We start from the raw sequence: 15,690 nt of genomic DNA, 5'->3' as shown, positions 1-15,690 counted from the left end.
TTTTTAATGATAGTGAGAATAACTTTCCTTCTATATTCTGGCCCCTTGGTCAAGCGGTTAAGACACCGCCCTTTCACGGCGGTAACACGGGTTCGAATCCCGTAGGGGTCACTTTCATACATATCTTCACACCGTATGTTAATTACGGCTCAGTAGCTCAGTCGGTGGAGCATGTTGCTCACTTCCACGACTAAGCATCTGCGGCAACATGCGAGAAGGACCGAGAGGTCATTCGAGCAAAGGACTTAAACTGCACTTGGATTAGGGTGCAATTCTTATTATGGCTCAGTAGCTCAGTCGGTAGAGCAAAGGACTGAAAATCCTTGTGTCGGCGGTTCGATTCCGTCCTGAGCCATTAAAAAAGGGAGCGTGTCATTATGACATGCTCCTTTTTTTTGTAATATTTCTGTAATATAACGGACCATTTACTATCTATTCCATTTTACAATAGGATAAAATCGCAATCTCCACCAAATTTCGATCAATAGTAGGAGAATAGCCTTATTATACCTGGGTTTTTGGCTTATTTTCGAAAGAAAAACATGCTAAAAATACCAGTAGGCGTTACCATATTGCTTACAAATTTCGTAATTTAATGTCAGCTATTATACATTTTTGTTACATAATGAAGACTAGTATTCTATTTGATACATTTTATGGTAAAGTATAAAAGTACAATTTTCAGAAATTAGTTATATAGTACTAGATTTTAAATTATTGTGTTTTACCGTATTGTAGGGGGATCAGAATGAAGAACTTAAAACAGAAGCTGTCCAATCTCGCGGGCAAAACATCAAGAGGGATGAAGCCGGCAATCAAGATGTCAATAACAGCTGCTGCCATGGCTGCTGCGTTGACTTTCGGTGCGGGTAATGCTGTGCTTGCTGCTGAATCTGAACTGACGACTGTCTATTATGTATATGTGAATGATAAATTTGCTGGAACTGTTGCCGATAAAACAGAAATTGAAAAAGTAATTGAAGAAAAGCGTGAAGCTATTCAGGCCCAATACAAAGACCTTAAGGTTGACCTTGGTCTCGAGGTAGCGTTCGTTCCTGAACAGGTATTCTCATCAGCTTCAGGTGCTGATCATACAGATGTAATGAACAACATCAAAGATCAGATGGCTGTTAAGGCAGAAGCAGCGGCTATCGTTATTGATGGCAATTCAGTGGCTCATTTAAAGAATGCAGAAGAAGCTGAAAAAGTGCTTAAATCGCTGATGCTTGAATACATAACTGAAGAAGAACTGACAGAAGTGGAGAATAGAAAGAAGTCTCCTAATCTTCCAATACCCGAAGTAAAAGAAAACGAAACTCGTATATTAGACGTTCGTTTTAGCAAGAATGTTTCACAGTCAGCAGAACAAATTGATCCTGCAAAGATTCTTACTGTAGAGGAAGCGCTCAAGCTTCTGAAAAAGGGTACACTGGAAGAGCAAAAGTATCAGGTTAAAGATGGAGATGTACTGAGTGGAATTGCCAGCTCCCATAACTTAAAGCTGACTCAATTACTGTCTTTGAACCAGGGCCTTAATGAGAAATCTGTGCTTAAACCAGGGCAGCTGCTGAATGTCACTGTGTTGAAGCCGTACTTGCATGTTGTGGTTGACCGTCAGGCTTATGTGAAGGAAGATGTTAATTACCAAAAAGAAGTCGTTGAGAACGCAAAAATGTTCAAAGGCGACACGAAGACACAGCAAGCTGGCAAAAAGGGTGTCAATGGAGTCATTTATGTAACATCAGAGCAAAACGGAAAAATCGTAAAGAAACAAGCAGTTAAAACTGTGGTCCTTCAGAAGCCTGTAAAAGAAATTATCGTCAAAGGCACGAAGGTCGTACCATCCCGCGGAAATGGCTCATTCATTTGGCCGACCAGCGGCGGTTATGTATCAAGCCAGCAAGGATATCGCTGGAGCAAGATGCATAAAGGAATCGACATAGCCAGACCTAGCAACTACACAATCAAAGCGGCAGATAATGGCGTAGTGGTCTCAGCTGGATATGACGGCGGCTATGGCAATAAAGTGGTCATCGACCACCAAAATGGCTACCGCACTGTCTATGCACACTTGGCATCCTTCAATGTAAGGCCAGGGCAGACAGTAGCAGGCGGTTCAAAAATCGGTGTGATGGGAAGGACAGGCAACTCTACTGGAATTCATCTTCACTTCGAAGTTTACAAGAACGGCAGCTTGCTGAACCCGATGTCTATATTCTAAAAATCAAAGTCTCTAGGGAACTAGAGGCTTTTTTCATTAAGGCCCTGTTAAAGCTTAGTATTGTTTATTAACTCCTGATGATTGTAGTGGAAGGCGCGCAGACTCCTCTGAAAATGCTAACGCATTTCCATCGTGTATGGGCAAGTTCGGGGAAGCCAATTCAAAATCCTGCGGGCGCAGCTGGACAGGTGGGACCCCGCAGGAGCAAAGCGACGAGGAGACTCAGCGCCAGCCCCGAGGAAAGCGAAGCGCCAGGAACGAAAATCAACAGCCTTGTTTGACCAAAGACTTTGTTAAAAGACAATGGAGCCGAGATGAAGCGAGACATTTTCTTATAATGGGCAGGATTGGTACAATTGGGAGGAGAAGAATAGAAGTTATATAACAGATAAATTCAGTTTTTCACGGTTTTACAGTAAAATAGATAAGATAGGACTTTTATATAAGAATCTGTAAAGTCCAATATTGTTTTTAACTACTGTTGATTGTAGTGGAAGGCGCGCGGCGGGAAAGGTGAGACCCCACAGGAGCGAAAGTGACGAGGAGGCTCAAGCGCCCCAGCCCCGCGGAAAGCGAAGCGCATAGAATGAAAATCAACAGCCTTAATTAACAGAGCAATAAAAAGAAAAACAACAATTGATATAAGATATTATTTTTGTCTAAAAAGGAGAATTGGTATGGAGAAAAAAATCTTGGTTGTGGATGATGAGAAACCAATTGCAGATATTTTACAGTTCAATCTGAAAAAAGAAGGCTATGACGTTTATTGCGCTTATGATGGGAACCAGGCAATTGAGATGGTAGAGGAAGTCCAGCCTGACTTGATTTTGCTGGACATCATGCTGCCGATGCGTGACGGTATGGAAGTATGCCGCGAGGTGCGCAAGAAATACGAAATGCCAATCATCATGCTGACTGCAAAGGATTCTGAAATAGATAAAGTATTGGGCCTTGAACTAGGCGCCGATGATTATGTGACGAAGCCGTTCAGCACGCGTGAGTTGATTGCAAGGGTTAAAGCAAACCTGCGCCGCCATCAGCAAATTGCAGTACAGGCGGACGAGGAAGAAGAGTCAAATGAAATTGCAGTAGGTTCACTTACGATCCATCCGGATGCGTATGTTGTGTCAAAGCGGGGGGAGACAATCGAATTGACACACCGTGAATTCGAGCTGCTTCATTATCTCGCCAAGCATATTGGACAAGTCATGACGAGGGAGCACCTCCTTCAGACGGTTTGGGGCTATGATTATTACGGAGATGTCCGTACTGTCGATGTTACGGTAAGAAGGCTTCGTGAAAAAATTGAGGATAACCCAAGCCATCCGACATGGATCGTGACAAGACGGGGAGTCGGCTACTATTTAAGAAACTCCGAGCAGGAGTAAGGAGACGGAATGAGGAAAGTAGGTTTTTTTCGATCCATACATCTTAAATTTGTGATTATCTATGTCCTGCTTATCTTGGTTGCGATGCAAATCATCGGTGTTTACTTTGTCCGAAAACTTGAGACAACCTTGGTGACGAATTACCAGGAATCGGTAAAATCCCGGGTCGACCTGCTTGTATATGATATCCAGGAGGAACTGATCAAGGAACGGGGCAAAGAAGATCCGACGAAGGAAGAGGCAATCAGGGATATCCTGAAGGATTATAGAAGCTCGGATATTTCCGAAATAAGGGTTATAGACGGGGGAAGCTTTAAAATTTTGGGCACTACCAGCGATAACCAGGGAATCGTTGGCCAACGGACAACTGACCTGAAAATTAAGCGGTCAATTGTCTTCGAAGAAGATGAAGATGTCATCAGATGGCAATCGGAAAACCGAGTATGGGTGCTCTCGACCCCAATCATGCATAACAATGAAGCCATTGGGGCTGTCTACCTGGTTGCAAAAATCGAGAATATCTTCACGCAGATGAAGGATATCAATAAAATCCTTGCTACCGGCACAGGTATTGCCCTCCTGTTCACTGCGATTCTTGGCATCCTGCTTGCCCAGACGATCACCAGGCCGATATCGGACATGCGCAAGCAAGCCCAGGCAATGGCACGGGGCAATTTTTCCAGGAAGGTTAAGGTCTATGGGTACGATGAGATTGGCCAGCTGGCGATTACCTTTAATAATCTGACGAAGAAATTGCAGGAAGCCCAGGCAACGACAGAAGGGGAGAAGCGAAAGCTTTCTTCGGTTATCTCCTATATGACAGATGGTGTTATTTCCACTGACCGGAAAGGGCGAATCATCCTGATCAATGATCCGGCTGCCCAGATGCTGGGTGTTTCACGTGAAACAGTCCTATCCCAGCCAATCGTATCTGTGCTGGGACTGGATGAAAACTATACGTTTGAAGATCTACTGCAGGAAAAAGATTCGATTGTTCTCGACTATAGCACAAAGAGCAAGCCGTTCATTCTTCGGGCCAACTTTTCTGTTATCCAAAAGGAAAGCGGTTTTGTTAATGGTTTGATTACGGTTCTGTATGATGTGACAGAACAGGAAAAGATCGATATTGAGAGACGTGAATTTGTGGCGAATGTCTCCCATGAATTGCGTACGCCTCTGACCACGATGCGCAGCTATCTCGAAGCTCTGGCGGATGGAGCATGGAGAGATGAGGAAATTGCGCCAAACTTCCTGGAAACGACTCGTACAGAAACCGAGCGGATGATCCGGCTGGTGAACGATTTGCTCCAGCTTTCAAAAATGGACAGTGTCGACTACCGTCTATCAAAAGAATGGGTGGATTTCCCGATCTTTTTCAACCGGATCATCGACCGTTTTGAACTGTCGAAGAATCAGAACGTGACGTTCATCAGAGATATTCCTGAGGATGATCTATTTGTAGAAGTGGATGAGGATAAGATTACACAGGTCCTTTATAATATTATTTCAAATGCCATGAAGTATTCTCCTGAAGGCGGGACCATCACGTTCCGGACGAAGGAAGAGGACGACATGATTACCATCAGTATTTCTGATGAAGGTGTTGGGATACCAAAAGATAATTTAGATAAGATATTCGACCGTTTCTATCGCGTAGACAAAGCGAGAACGCGGAAATTGGGCGGGACAGGCCTTGGCCTCGCCATCGCGAAGGAAATGGTCAATGCCCACGGGGGAAAAATTTGGGCGGACAGCGTGGAAGGGAAAGGGACAACCATCTATTTCACCCTTCCTTATGACCGGAGTGCAGAGGATGATTGGTCATGACCTATGAAAACATTAAGACGGCAATATTAACTTTTTTGGTCATTCTTAGCGGTATTTTAACCTGGAATATTTGGACTTACCAGCCCAATTATGAAAACATTGAAAATCCAAAGACAGTCGGCGAGGTAAGCATCGCGACTCAAAGGGAAATTAAGAAGATTGTAAAGCCCCATCAGGTCATCTACCATGTTGATGGAAAACACTATGGAGCAATCAGCAATGATCATATTGATCGATTGATCAACACGATTTCCAAATGGAAGTTTTATGACGTTAAAAAATATGCTGGCCGAATCATTGATTTCAATGAAAAAATAGTCGAGGATGCTCATACGGAAATTATTTTCCCTGATGAAGTACCGATAGAGCTATATAAAAAAGTCTTGAATATTGATGAAAAGAATCTGCCAAAATTCGATTTTGACCGGATTATCATTAAAACAGAAACGCAGCAGAAGCAAGAAGGGGTCATATACTTTTATTCTAAAAAGAACCAGCAGGTCTATGAAAGCAATGTTAATCCATCGTTTATCAATCAATTCGTTCAGGATTATTATCGAACCGCTGGCAGATTGACGCCTTATTTCCAGCATCATATTTCCGATATAAAGTGGATTTACCTGCCTTCAGAAGAAATTGATATGGTGAAATACACTTACTATCAAAATCCACTCGATTCGGATAAGTTCAAGGAAGCACTTTTCAAGGATCCTAGCTTTGTCCAGAGGAGTGTATCGGATTTTGGAGAGGAATTTACCGATGATGCCAGCAAAATGACCGTTGATAACCAGACAAATATGATTGTGTATGTGAACCCGATTCGCGATCGCGATTCGGTGATCGGCACATCCAATGTGCTGCAGAAAAGCATTGAATTTGTCAACAGCCATGGCGGCTGGACAGAGGCATACCGTTACGTTTACAAGGATGATTTTAACCAAAAGGTCCGCTTTCGCTTATACAGCAAGGAAGGCTACCCAGTTTTCAATCAGATGGGTATGTCTGAAATCTATCAGCAATGGGCCCAGATGGAAATCAGCCGATACATCCGGCCGGGCTTCCATCTGGAATTGCCGCTGAATCCTGATGTGCAGACTACAAAGCTTCCATCCGGTGATGCGGCCCTAAAGCTTTTAGAGCGCAAGAAGGATTTCAATCCAGATCTGATGCAGAATCTTATGCCAGGTTACTATATGTCGCAGGGACCAGGTCAATCTTTGATCCTGCTGGAGCCGGGCTGGTTTTATCAATACGATCAGGAGTGGCGCCAGCTGAGCTGGGAGGAGGAATCGAAGAATGGATTGGAGTAGAATTAAAACCATCTTTATTCTGACATTCCTTTGCCTGGATATCTATCTGGTTTATCAGTTCCTGAATACACGGGATGCAGCCCAGTATGAAATCATTAAAGAGGCGTCACTGGAAGAAAAGCTGAAGGAAGATAATATCCGGTATAAAGAGCTGCCCGAGGTCAATGAAAAGGAACAATATATCAGTGTCAGGACGAAGGTCTTTTCGAATGAAGACCTTGAAAAGATAAAGGGCCAGACCGTGAGCCTTGGAGATGGAACATCGGTTGAGGCCAAGCTGGAAAAGCCAGTCAAGCTTTCCAGCAAGTTCGAACCTGCTGAAATTTCGACTTTCGTTAAACTCAATATCTTTGCTGGTGAGGAATATAAGTATTGGAGCAAGAATGACGAAGCAAGGACCATTACTTATTACCAGCAGCATGACAAAAAAACATTCTATTACAACAGCAACGCGAAACTGACTTTGTTTTACAATGATAAAAATGAAGTGACCTCTTATAAGCAGACGTATCTTGAGGTCATTGACGAGCTATCGGATGAAGAGGAGCTTTTGCCACCGCTAAGAGCGATTGAAACTCTTTATAAAAAGGGGCTTCTGAAGCCGAAGAGCGAAATTACCAAGGTTGAGCTGGGATATTCGACGCTTGTCTCGCTGACTGCTTCCCATGTGGTTACACCGACTTGGAGGCTGGTTGTGAATGGCAAGGAAAACCTTTTTGTGCATGCATTTGAGGGTCGTGTTATTCCACTGACTGACAGTGAAAATAAAACAACGGAGTGAGAGATATGACATTGCATTTTAGTGTTCTCGCCAGCGGGAGTACGGGAAATGCGATCTATGTGGAGACGGAGGGCCAATCCTTTTTAGTGGATGCCGGATTGAGCGGCAAGCAAATGGAGGCTTTATTCAAGCAAATTGGCCGGGATATGAAAGACCTCTCTGGAATATTAGTGACGCATGAACATAGCGATCATATAAAAGGCATAGGAATCGTCGCCCGTAAATATAAGCTGCCGATTTATGCAAATGAAAAGACATGGAAGGCGATGGACGGATTGATTGGGGAAGTCCCGCTTGACCAGAAATTCACCTTCGGCATGGAAACGGTAAAGTCATTTGGCGGCCTGGATATTGAATCTTTTGGCGTTTCCCATGACGCCGCGGAGCCAATGTTTTATGTGTTCCATAAAGAAGGCAAGAAATTAGTGCTGATCACCGATACAGGTTATGTCAGCGACAGGATGAAAGGGATCATCAGCAATGCTGATGCCTACGTATTTGAAAGCAATCATGATGTACAGATGCTGAGAATGGGCCGTTATCCATGGAGCGTAAAGCGCCGCATCCTGAGTGATTATGGACATGTTTGTAATGAAGATGCTGCGGTTGCGATGAGCGAAGTCGCAGGGGATAACACAAAGCGTATTTATCTCGCCCACTTAAGCCTGGATAACAACATGAAGGAGCTTGCAAGGATGTCCGTCAGCCAGACATTGCAGAGCCGCGGGATCCTTGTAGGAGAACAATTCGATTTGCTTGATACAGATCCGAAGACTCCTACCGCATTGACAGCGATTTAATATGTTTAGGAACAAAGGAGTAAAGGTATCTGTTAAAGATGATCTTTACTCCTTTTTCATATTTGCGGGCTTTAAATTTAGTATTTGAAGACACTGGTAGTATAATAATTTTTATAAATGGTTAGTATCAGATAATTGTTCAATGAAAGGATTGGTTGACATTGGGTTATTATGATCAGGATCATCAAAGCCGGTATAAACCGGAAAGGGGCAGAAAAAGAGGCAGCTTTCTATCAAGCCTGTTAGGGGCGGTCATAGGGGCATTATTGGTTATTTTCACTATACCTACCTTATCTAAAATGGATATTCTTCCGTACAAAATTGAACCTAACAACCAGACTGCAGTAACAGATGAGGACCAGGGCACTTCTCAAGATACAGACAATACTTCCACCAGAAATGTATCGATTGATGTGTACTCAGGAATCACCAAAGCGGTCGACAAAGCTGGGGACGCCGTTGTCGGCATCACAAACATCCAGCAAAGCACGAACTTTTGGGGCCAGACGCAGGAATCGGGCGGAACAGGATCTGGCGTTGTTTATAAAAAAGCCGGTGATAAAGCCTATATCGTCACAAACCATCATGTAGTCGCAGATGCTAGTCAACTCGAGGTTAGCCTGAGCGATGGAACAAAAATTCCCGCGAAGCTGCTTGGAAGTGATGTTTGGACCGACCTTGCAGTGCTTGAAGTACCTGCAGATAAAATTAACGTAGTTGCTGAATTCGGCAATTCAGATAAGCTTAAGCCAGGTGAGCCAGTAATCGCAATTGGCAACCCGCTTGGCCTGACTTTTTCAGGATCGGTAACACAGGGCATCATTTCCGGTACTGAACGTGCGATTCCAGTGGATATCGATCAGGATGGAACACCTGACTGGCAGGCTGAGGTCCTGCAGACAGACGCTGCCATCAATCCTGGAAACAGCGGCGGAGCCTTAATCAATATTGAAGGACAGGTCATTGGAATCAACTCGATGAAAATCGCCCAAAATGCGGTTGAAGGAATCGGGCTTTCCATTCCGATAAACTCTGCAGCACCAATCATTGATGATTTAGAAAAGACAGGGAAAGTCCAGCGGCCGGTAATGGGGGTAGAGCTGGCATCAGTTAATGAAATTTCAGCTTATCATCAGCAAAATACCTTGAAGCTTCCTAAAGATGTGACTTCAGGTGTGGCTATCAGAAGAGTCCAGCCCAACTCAGCAGCAGATAAAGCAGGTTTGAAAGAGCTTGATGTCATCGTTGAAATGGACGGAGAAAAAATCCGTGATGCGGTCGATCTGCGGAAGCACCTTTATAATCAAAAGAAGGTCGGTGATGAAATGAAAGTGAAGTTTTACCGCGATGGCAAGCTGCAGGAAACAACTTTGAGGCTTGGCGGGGAAACACTATAAGTACTTGTGGATAGACGAACAGGAAGCGCCAAATGCTTCCTGTTTTTTTATGTTAAAATGGACTGTGGATAATTTAAATGACGACTTTTGGCTAATGATAAAAATATAAAAACTGTTGAAGGGATGGGATAAAATGAAGTATTGCTGCAGCGAACATGTAGAATTGGCGCTTGATGAAGCGGTGGATGAGTATGAAACTGCACCACAACTGACAAAGCTTGAATCTGTGGAAAACTCAGGGTTTTCTTGTGGATACTGTGGACAACCTGCTGTATATATTGTAGCGAACGAATGATCGCCTACTAAATGTGGATTGTGGTGTGAATATGTGGATAACTTTTGTGGATATCTTGTTTGTAAACTGTTTGTAATTTGTTTGTAAAGTGGGGATGAGTATGAATATCTCGATTGTAACGGTTGGCAAGTTGAAAGAAAAATACCTGAAACAGGGAATCGAGGAATATTTAAAGCGCATGGGTGCCTATGCAAAAGTCGATGTGATTGAGGTATCCGATGAAAAAGCACCGGAGGAATTAAGCGAAACAGAAATGGTCCAGGTAAAGCAAAAAGAAGGAGAACGAATCCTTGCAAAAATTAATCCGGACGCTTATGTCATTGCCTTAGCGATAAATGGGAAGCTTAAGTCATCCGAAGAACTTGCTGACAGTCTCGATAAGCTGGCGACCTACGGAAAAAGCAAAGTCGCCTTCGTTATCGGTGGATCTCTGGGCCTCAGTGATGAAGTTCTGAAGCGGTCGGACGAGCAGCTGAGCTTTTCGAAGATGACTTTTCCGCACCAGTTGATGCGTTTGATCTTGGTTGAGCAGATATATCGGGCTTTTCGGATTAATCGGGGGGAACCGTACCACAAATAGTGGTTAAGCAGAGAGTGGAAGTAACTCTGGACAAAGATTTCTTAAATTGAAGGAGACCGTTGGTTATTTAAACGGCCTCCTTTTGGTTTTCTTATACTTGTACTTCACTCATAAATGCATGAGTATTATCTTCTGTATCTTTAAAAAATACCATCCATGTTTCTGTTTGTCCCATTTTCGCTACAACATGTGGTTCGTCAATAAAGATAACTTCTTTATCTACTAAGCGCTCATAAGTATCTTTAATATTAGTTACTTGAAAATAAATAATTGAACTTGAATGAGCGAATTCACCTTTTTCTGGTAGTGATAACATTAGTCGCAACCCATCACATTCAAAGAAAGCCATACTATCAGTGTTAAATAAAAGGGAGAGACCTATTTTCTCTTTATAAAAGTCTAATGCTCTATTCAAGTCTTTTACAGGTACACCAATCTGTCCCACCTTTTGAACCATTGTTGTTTCCATAATACATTTCTCCTTTCAAATATCTATTCAAGATAAGCATAAATAATTTCCTCTAATTTTTCTTATCCAATATCACCTTTTTGCGATATTCTATAGGAGATATACCAACATGCTGTTTAAACATTTTACTAAAGGACACAGGGTTTTGAAATCCAAGTTCAAAGGTTATATCAGTCATATTTTTATCTACACTTGATAATAATTGCTTTGCTTTTTGTATTCTAAATTCTGAAATATGCTGATGTGGTGTTCTACCGTATATTTGATTGTAAGTTCTTAATAAATGGTTAGAGGATAAACATGCAACTTTAGCAACTTCTTCTAGTTTTATTGGTTGATTAAAATAAGATCTAATATAATCGTGAGCTATACTTACTCTTCTATATAATTCCTCACGTGTGGAATTGCGAATTGCATGTAATGATTCTATTTCTGTATATGTATTTAAGTGTTCATTTAAAATGGAATACATTATCGTATGAAATTGTTCCTCATAACCAACGGAATCAATATCAAGACTAGGTAATATCTGCATGAAATTTTCCAGTTGAGAAGATAAGATACTATTTTTATGATAGGTTTTTTCAAAAAAGCCAATAGAACTTGTATCCTTAAACGGATCGCTTAGAAGACGATCATTTGTTTCTTTTAAGGAATGAAGGACTTCTTCTGCAAATCCATCTTTAAAGAAAAGACAAAAGGATTCTACAACTTTAGGTTCATCAATTGAAATTGTGTATGCACCTTTATTGAGGAGTAGGTATCTACTCTCTTCAACAGCAAAAAATCCTTTGTTAGTTTTATAATGGGCTTTACCATTAAAGAATGTTTTAATGGACAGTTGACCATTGCCTTCCCAGTAAAACTGTTCACTTTTTGCATGCAATACGAAATTGTTAGATTCATTTTTTGTCATAATACAAACTCCATAATAGATAACTTATTTTTCCATATTATTATTATACATAATAATAGAATTTTTAGTATGTTCATAATATTTTACCAATGAATTAGGATGAACCGTATCATAAATAGATGCGGTTTTTAAATAAGCATTAATAGTGATGCAATCAATGGAGTGTTCCATACATTGACAATGTTGGTTTCTGGAACAAGTAATATTGTACGTAGCTAGAAGTTTAATTGGCTTCAATACGGTCAATCTTATGTAAATGGCATGTTTTCTGGATAAAAGAAGGGATTTTTCAAAAGCAAGTCGAACTTGTTTTACTGAATATTACCCTTGGAAGGAGTCAAAAACAAATAATAACTTTTCATCCCTTGTAGCAAATAAGTTGAATATACTAGGGACATGAATTATTTGCATTTAAATATATTTGATTGGAGCAAGAGGATGAAAGTACTCATTTTTTTATATGATGATTATGCGGAATTTGAAATTAGTATTTTGGATACTGTTCTTAAAGGGAATGGAGTAAAGGTTATTACTTGTTCGCATCAAAAGAAACCATTTGTAGTTTCTTCCGGAGGACTGCAGGTTGTCCCACATTTGCATATTGATGAAGTGGCCCCACAAGAATATGCTGCCCTTATTATTCCAGGGGGGAACCCATATGTTCTTTTAGAAAATAACAAGATTATGAGATTAATTAAGGAATTCCATCACTCAAATATCTATATTGCAGCAATATGTGCTGGCCCTGCCCTTTTAGCGTCTGCCGGTATATTAAATGAAACCTCTTATACTACATCTTTGACACCAGATGAAACGGATTACAGTAAAGCAGGTTTTTTGTGGGAAAACAAGGTAAATCGAATTGTCATGACGGATAAAAATGTGACAACTGCGACAGGTTCAGCTTATGTGGAATTTGCGGAAGAAGTTTTGAAAAGTTTAGGGTTAGTACCTGTTGAGGAAGAAAATTCTTTGGCATATTTTAAAGTGCCGGGGATGTCATAAGGAGTAGAGAAGTAATTACCTCAGGTTAAACAGGTGCAGTGAACCGTACCATAAATAGAGACAAAAAAACTTGAAGATAAGGCGGCATTTTGAAAAGGATAGCTTAGACTATATAGTCCAAGCTATCCTTTTTTTACAAATTTAACTTTTCACCTGAGTTTTGCAATACATATCAACAAAGTGAGCAGGGTTTAATTTTTCACCCGTAACACGGCTGATTTTTTCATTCCAGTCATATAAGGCTGCTGGTTTGAAGAATTGATTGATAAGCATTTCACCCGTTTCTTTTGTGAAAAATTCAGGGGAAATCTTTGTTTCAATATGACGTCCTAGCTGTGCTGCCATTAATTCTCCAAGAAGATAATTTTGGTAGTAAACAGGTGCAAGTGTAAAATGAATTTTTGCTGCCCAATCCGGATTATCTCTTTCATCAGGGGGAGTAACTAGCTGAATTTCATTTACTGTTTTCCACCATAAAGCGTTCAGATCTTGATCGGGATTTTCGTACAGTTCTTTTTCAAAAAATACAAAGGTAATAATCCATCTTGCTGAAATAAGCATTTGCAACTGTTGGTACTTCTCCAATTCAGGAGCAAGACCATTCACTGTTGCTTCATCGACCTGTAAGAAGCGCTTTAACCAGCGAGGGTCTTTGCCCATTTTTCCAAATAACATCGCAATCGCTTCGGTTGTTAAAGTATGGCTTACTGTACGCAGCCCGAATGGAAGGCTGGAGTCTATATATTTGAAATAAGCCGCATGGCCAAATTCATGCAGGTTCGTTTCCATCCAATAGGCATCTTCCGCTAAGTTGCATAGGACACGAACATCTCCTTCGCGGTCAATATCCGTGCAAAAGGCTGTTGGATTTTTCTTTTCCCTAGGGAACAAATCGCTTTTTGCATAGAGGTCATCAATTTCGATTCCCATTGAGTTAAACGTATCTGTTGTGATTTGGACAATATCTTTCCCTCGGTAAAAAGGATCTAGATTGGTTGAATCGGATGGCGGCGCCTCTTGGAAAAAGGGATCGACATAATGCCACGGGCGTATATCCTCTGGATTGATGCCAAATCTAGCTGCTAAACGTTCATCTAGTTCTTTTTTCATCAAGCGGTAAGCATCATCTGATTGAGCAATAAGTTCATTGAAAATAGCGAATACCTCGTCACGGTCAAGTTCCTGAAGAGCAAAGCCCATCTGATGATGGTTATCATAACCAAGCAGTCGTGCAGCTTCATTGCGCTTTTTCACCAGCTCAAGCAGGTCTTTTTCAACGGCTTTACCAACTTCCTTGCTGGCAAACCATACTTTTTTGCGTAATTCCTGGTCATCACTATTAACCAATACCTCCCGAATATCATTGGCAGAATACTTCTTGCCATCCACTTCAGGTGAGTATGTGTTGAACAATAAATTCAGTTCAGAAGAACGTTTTGACAAATCAGCAATCACTTCTTCAGGAAGCTGGTTACCTTCCATTTCGCTTAGCAGAAGCTGAAGCTGACGTTTTTCAATCGCCGTTAAGTTTTCTGTTGCTAAAAATTGTTTTGTTTTTTCGTATGTATCTTTTGAAGAGAATAGAAGATTGTACCGAGTTTGAGCTTCACTTAATTTAGCAGCCCACTCTGGGTCTCCAGTTGTTTGGGTCATCCAGCTCGCTTGTGACCCATCTTTATATAATCCTTGCATCTGGTCATTGAGATCTTTTAAAAAAGTTTGAAGTGTTTCCAAATGTATCACTACCTTTCTATAATTAAGCATCAATAATAGTAACGTTATTAACAATTCTTTAAAGATATTCTTATACTTTTAGGAGCTATAAAAATTTAAAAAGTATGGAGATTATCAAGGGATCAGGGCCATTTATCATGATGATCAGTACCCCAGTGTTCATCAGAGATTCTTTCGTTCGTATCTAGAATTAGACTAAGATATAATCCCCCTTCGTAAAAGTTCTCCCACTGCATGAGAACGATTATGGGCACCAAGCTTTTTCATTGCTGATTTTACATATTGTTTGACGGTCAATTCGCTAATATCCATCAATTCTGCCATTTCCTTTGTGCTCTCTCCCCAGGATATTTTTCTCATCACCTCTAATTCTCTTTCACTTAATACTTGGCTGTCCTCTCTTCGATTCGTTTTTTCCATATACTTTCCTACTAGTCTTCCGAATTGGGTGAGGGATGAAAGAATCTCTTCATCTATTACAGCATCTTTCGTAAATTCATTTGTACAAATATAACCAATGACGGCTGAACTATAACAAATTGGGACAACCACCATGGAGTTGACATTGGAAGTTACGATGTACTTACTGCTAGTTTGCTTCAAGTATTCCAACCCGGTGCAATATTTTGCTTTTCTTTCAAGGATAGAGGAGTAAATAATGGGCAGGGTCCGTATATCGTCCCGAATTTCATTAATGTAGACCAGACCCTTCTGATTAAGCATGATGATTCCTTCTCCTAGATAGCCTAATGGGGAAAATCGAAACAAATACGAATTCAGAACAGGAAAGTTTGACATATATATTTCCAGGATTTTATACAATTTTTCTTCATGACTGCTTATATCCTCTATTCTCATCAATTGGTCCATAAAGGTATAGGGCGGGACCATTTTATCATCTCCTTTTAGGGGAAAAGTCACGTAGATAATTGGGAATATTCAAATTATACAAAAAATTATAGGATTA

The 15,690-nt window shown here is 41.0% G+C and carries 14 protein-coding genes and 2 tRNA genes; 12 read left to right on the top strand and 4 right to left on the bottom strand.

Annotation, left to right across the window (positions count from 1 at the left end; all coding sequences use genetic code 11):
* Positions 1–39 precede the first annotated feature (39 nt).
* The 11 genes from AC3EBE_RS05935 to rlmH all read left to right on the top strand — a co-directional run bounded on the left by AC3EBE_RS05935 (position 40) and on the right by rlmH (position 10,599).
* Positions 40–111, top strand: a tRNA-Glu gene (locus tag AC3EBE_RS05935).
* Between the two features lie 171 nt (positions 112–282).
* Positions 283–355, top strand: a tRNA-Phe gene (locus tag AC3EBE_RS05930).
* A gap of 393 nt (positions 356–748) precedes the next feature.
* Positions 749–2,221: a peptidoglycan DD-metalloendopeptidase family protein gene (locus tag AC3EBE_RS05925; RefSeq protein ID WP_488594099.1), complete on the top strand. Its 1,473-nt coding sequence runs from the start codon at positions 749–751 to the stop codon at positions 2,219–2,221.
* A gap of 677 nt (positions 2,222–2,898) precedes the next feature.
* Entirely contained in the window at positions 2,899–3,609 is a 711-nt protein-coding gene (yycF, locus tag AC3EBE_RS05920) for a response regulator YycF (protein WP_488594098.1), read from the top strand.
* A gap of 9 nt (positions 3,610–3,618) precedes the next feature.
* Positions 3,619–5,436, top strand: a complete 1,818-nt coding sequence (walK, locus tag AC3EBE_RS05915) for a cell wall metabolism sensor histidine kinase WalK (protein WP_488594097.1) — start codon at positions 3,619–3,621, stop codon at positions 5,434–5,436.
* Positions 5,433–6,746 carry a YycH family regulatory protein gene (locus AC3EBE_RS05910; RefSeq protein ID WP_488594096.1) on the top strand — a complete coding sequence of 438 codons (1,314 nt, stop codon included), beginning with the start codon at positions 5,433–5,435 and terminating at the stop codon, positions 6,744–6,746. Before walK ends, AC3EBE_RS05910 begins: the two co-directional genes overlap by 4 nt.
* Entirely contained in the window at positions 6,733–7,527 is a 795-nt protein-coding gene (locus tag AC3EBE_RS05905; RefSeq protein WP_488594095.1) for a two-component system regulatory protein YycI, read from the top strand. The genes AC3EBE_RS05910 and AC3EBE_RS05905 overlap by 14 nt, the downstream gene beginning before the upstream one ends.
* A 5-nt stretch (positions 7,528–7,532) precedes the next feature.
* Positions 7,533–8,327 carry an MBL fold metallo-hydrolase gene (locus AC3EBE_RS05900; protein ID WP_488594094.1) on the top strand — a complete coding sequence of 265 codons (795 nt, stop codon included), beginning with the start codon at positions 7,533–7,535 and terminating at the stop codon, positions 8,325–8,327.
* A 161-nt stretch (positions 8,328–8,488) separates the two neighbouring features.
* Positions 8,489–9,724 (top strand): S1C family serine protease, encoded by a 1,236-nt coding sequence (locus AC3EBE_RS05895; protein ID WP_488594093.1) that lies wholly within the window; start codon positions 8,489–8,491, stop codon positions 9,722–9,724.
* Positions 9,725–9,857: 133 nt separating this feature from the next.
* Positions 9,858–10,019 carry a CxxH/CxxC protein gene (locus AC3EBE_RS05890; RefSeq protein ID WP_488594092.1) on the top strand — a complete coding sequence of 54 codons (162 nt, stop codon included), beginning with the start codon at positions 9,858–9,860 and terminating at the stop codon, positions 10,017–10,019.
* A gap of 100 nt (positions 10,020–10,119) precedes the next feature.
* Positions 10,120–10,599 carry a 23S rRNA (pseudouridine(1915)-N(3))-methyltransferase RlmH gene (rlmH, locus tag AC3EBE_RS05885; protein ID WP_488594091.1) on the top strand — a complete coding sequence of 160 codons (480 nt, stop codon included), beginning with the start codon at positions 10,120–10,122 and terminating at the stop codon, positions 10,597–10,599.
* 91 nt (positions 10,600–10,690) lie between these two features.
* Here rlmH and AC3EBE_RS05880 read toward each other — a convergent pair whose 3' ends face one another.
* Entirely contained in the window at positions 10,691–11,068 is a 378-nt protein-coding gene (locus tag AC3EBE_RS05880) for a VOC family protein (RefSeq protein ID WP_488594090.1), read from the bottom strand.
* Between the two features lie 52 nt (positions 11,069–11,120).
* Positions 11,121–11,984: a helix-turn-helix domain-containing protein gene (locus tag AC3EBE_RS05875; RefSeq protein WP_488594089.1), complete on the bottom strand. Its 864-nt coding sequence runs from the start codon at positions 11,982–11,984 to the stop codon at positions 11,121–11,123.
* A 438-nt stretch (positions 11,985–12,422) separates the two neighbouring features.
* Here AC3EBE_RS05875 and AC3EBE_RS05870 point away from each other — a divergent pair, with 438 nt between their 5' ends.
* On the top strand, positions 12,423–12,989 hold the full coding sequence (locus AC3EBE_RS05870) for a DJ-1/PfpI family protein (RefSeq protein WP_488594088.1): 567 nt from the start codon (positions 12,423–12,425) through the stop codon (positions 12,987–12,989).
* A 141-nt stretch (positions 12,990–13,130) separates the two neighbouring features.
* On the opposite strand, the gene AC3EBE_RS05865 is transcribed toward AC3EBE_RS05870, so the two are convergent.
* The gene (locus AC3EBE_RS05865) at positions 13,131–14,723 is read right to left on the bottom strand and encodes a M2 family metallopeptidase (protein WP_488594087.1); all 1,593 of its coding nucleotides are present in this window, start codon (positions 14,721–14,723) and stop codon (positions 13,131–13,133) included.
* A 195-nt stretch (positions 14,724–14,918) separates the two neighbouring features.
* The gene (locus AC3EBE_RS05860; protein WP_488594086.1) at positions 14,919–15,446 is read right to left on the bottom strand and encodes a response regulator transcription factor; all 528 of its coding nucleotides are present in this window, start codon (positions 15,444–15,446) and stop codon (positions 14,919–14,921) included.
* Positions 15,447–15,690: the final 244 nt, after the last annotated feature.

The sequence above is a fragment of the Mesobacillus sp. genome (genome assembly GCF_057785455.1).
This window is presented reverse-complemented; position numbering and strand designations above follow the sequence as displayed.

What these genes read in the sequence shown, in the direction of transcription:
- AC3EBE_RS05890 (WP_488594092.1), top strand. Translation starts at nt 9,858, where the DNA reads ATGAAGTATTGCTGCAGCGAACATGTAGAATTGGCGCTTGATGAAGCG.
- AC3EBE_RS05900 (WP_488594094.1), top strand. Translation starts at nt 7,533, where the DNA reads ATGACATTGCATTTTAGTGTTCTCGCCAGCGGGAGTACGGGAAATGCG.
- rlmH (WP_488594091.1), top strand. Translation starts at nt 10,120, where the DNA reads ATGAATATCTCGATTGTAACGGTTGGCAAGTTGAAAGAAAAATACCTG.
- AC3EBE_RS05880 (WP_488594090.1), bottom strand. Translation starts at nt 11,068, where the DNA reads ATGGAAACAACAATGGTTCAAAAGGTGGGACAGATTGGTGTACCTGTA.
- AC3EBE_RS05925 (WP_488594099.1), top strand. Translation starts at nt 749, where the DNA reads ATGAAGAACTTAAAACAGAAGCTGTCCAATCTCGCGGGCAAAACATCA.
- AC3EBE_RS05875 (WP_488594089.1), bottom strand. Translation starts at nt 11,984, where the DNA reads ATGACAAAAAATGAATCTAACAATTTCGTATTGCATGCAAAAAGTGAA.
- AC3EBE_RS05870 (WP_488594088.1), top strand. Translation starts at nt 12,423, where the DNA reads ATGAAAGTACTCATTTTTTTATATGATGATTATGCGGAATTTGAAATT.
- walK (WP_488594097.1), top strand. Translation starts at nt 3,619, where the DNA reads ATGAGGAAAGTAGGTTTTTTTCGATCCATACATCTTAAATTTGTGATT.
- AC3EBE_RS05905 (WP_488594095.1), top strand. Translation starts at nt 6,733, where the DNA reads ATGGATTGGAGTAGAATTAAAACCATCTTTATTCTGACATTCCTTTGC.
- AC3EBE_RS05860 (WP_488594086.1), bottom strand. Translation starts at nt 15,446, where the DNA reads ATGCTTAATCAGAAGGGTCTGGTCTACATTAATGAAATTCGGGACGAT.
- AC3EBE_RS05910 (WP_488594096.1), top strand. Translation starts at nt 5,433, where the DNA reads ATGACCTATGAAAACATTAAGACGGCAATATTAACTTTTTTGGTCATT.
- yycF (WP_488594098.1), top strand. Translation starts at nt 2,899, where the DNA reads ATGGAGAAAAAAATCTTGGTTGTGGATGATGAGAAACCAATTGCAGAT.